Source organism: Moorena sp. SIO3B2 (genome assembly GCF_010692525.1).
GTDB classification, from domain to species: domain Bacteria; phylum Cyanobacteriota; class Cyanobacteriia; order Cyanobacteriales; family Coleofasciculaceae; genus Moorena; species Moorena producens.
In genome coordinates this window covers 1-1,632 of the sequence record NZ_JAAHHE010000819.1, presented here as the reverse complement: position 1 = coordinate 1,632, position 1,632 = coordinate 1, and the positions used below count along the sequence as shown (strand labels likewise).

Annotated in this window: 2 protein-coding genes; both read right to left on the bottom strand. The window is 42.5% G+C overall.

The genetic code is table 11. From position 1 onward, the window contains the following. Positions 1–42: 42 nt before the first annotated feature. Complete coding sequence (locus F6K38_RS41415; RefSeq protein WP_008187077.1) at positions 43–630, bottom strand: zinc ribbon domain-containing protein; 588 nt, start codon at positions 628–630, stop codon at positions 43–45. Further along, on the bottom strand, positions 608–1,411 hold the full coding sequence (locus F6K38_RS41410; RefSeq protein WP_287360657.1) for an RNA-guided endonuclease InsQ/TnpB family protein: 804 nt from the start codon (positions 1,409–1,411) through the stop codon (positions 608–610). Before F6K38_RS41410 ends, F6K38_RS41415 begins: the two co-directional genes overlap by 23 nt. Positions 1,412–1,632 lie beyond the last annotated feature (221 nt).

Below are 1,632 nucleotides of genomic sequence, written 5' to 3'. Positions count from 1 at the left end.
GTGACGCTCCTACACCAACCTTAAAGGTATGGTGTAGGCTTCTCAGGCACCCCGAAGAGTGCGTAGAACTTCCTTGGAGGTATCATCAGTAATAGAATCAACTATTTTGATGCTACCTTTAAGGCGTTTTATAGTGGGGAACACGTCCAGCCCCACTCTCTTGATGTTGATAGCAGCATTAATATCTCTATCAACCCAGAGGTTTTCTATTTCATCCCAATATTTCCGGATACCGCAATCAGTAAAAATCACTTGATCTCGATAGGATAACAATTGAGAGGTATAAGCAGGATTCTTGGCAACCACAACGGCTCCAGCTTTCGCAGCTATGTGACCAAGGATTACAAAGAATTCTCCAAAAGCGGCATCCGCCCAACTTAGGTTGAGCCCGGACTTGGCCGATTGACCATTTGGTAGGTATTTCCCTTCTTTGTCTTGTAATGGTGCATTACGCTTACTTAAACCTTTAAGGTTGAGGTTTTCATGAAAGAATACTTTCTTGCCTGTACTTACTAAGCTGTGGGCAGTCTTGTATTGGAAATCTTTTCTGGCGCGAGCAATTTTTTGGTGTTGCAACCCCTCTTTTTTCGCTAGTTTTCGGCGTGCTTTACTGCCTTGAGGTGCGAGCATTTTTCTTTTTGGAAATTTTGGCTAATTTAGATTGATTTCGCCTCAAAAACTTGGCGGATGGTAGCTTTACCCCTAAAGATGTCGCCAGATAGTACTCCTGGTGAAGTACTGCATCCATTCCTAGGGAGTTCTCCCAATTCGGCACGATTACATCAGGTGTAATACCAGGAACAGTAGGATCATCAAGTTTAAGGTTTACAAACCATCCATCACTTTTTTTGATGAATTGCACTTGTTTGAGGATTGCACCATCCGGTAGATGGCGGTGAGAGCGAATTTTTAGCAAGCCGATCTTGGGTATTTTCAGGTAAAGGAACTTTCCCCCAGTCGAACATGAATGCAGGGTTAAACCTGCTCCTTCAACAATAAATGAGCGATAACGAGGTTGAGATTTGAAGCGAGGCTTACCACTCCTATTGCCGTTATTGTCCCCATAAATAAACCGATCAAACGCCTTATCTACACGTTTACAGACCTGCTGCAGAGTATTAGCTGGAACCCGTGAAAAATCTAAATCATATCCTGACCATTCCACTGTTACCTTACCCTTTTTGAGTCCTGGTAAAAGTTTCTTTTGGCTGTAGTAGTTGGGGCGATCGCGCAGTTCAGGAAGATGACAGACCAAGGGGCAAGAGTTAACCGAAGTTCTGTTACGTTCCCACCAATCAAACCTTTCACCAAGCTGACGATTATACCAGTACTGGCAAATCCTTAGCCAAAGATTTATCTCTAGCTTTTGGTCGGTGCTTGGAAGTGCTTTATACTGGTAAGTGTATTTCATCCCCTGGTGTTGGTCACTATAGTTAATAATACACTAATTAGTGTATAGATTTTGGAAAGGTTGCCATGAAAGATGATTAAATTATTACGAAGATATATTAAATCTCAGGATTCTTTGAAAGTGTAATTTGCTGTTAAAGGGGTATTGAACCCCTTTAACAGCCGCGCATTCCTCTCACACCAAATCAAAGATTATGGTGTGAGGCTCCTGCTAAGCTAGCT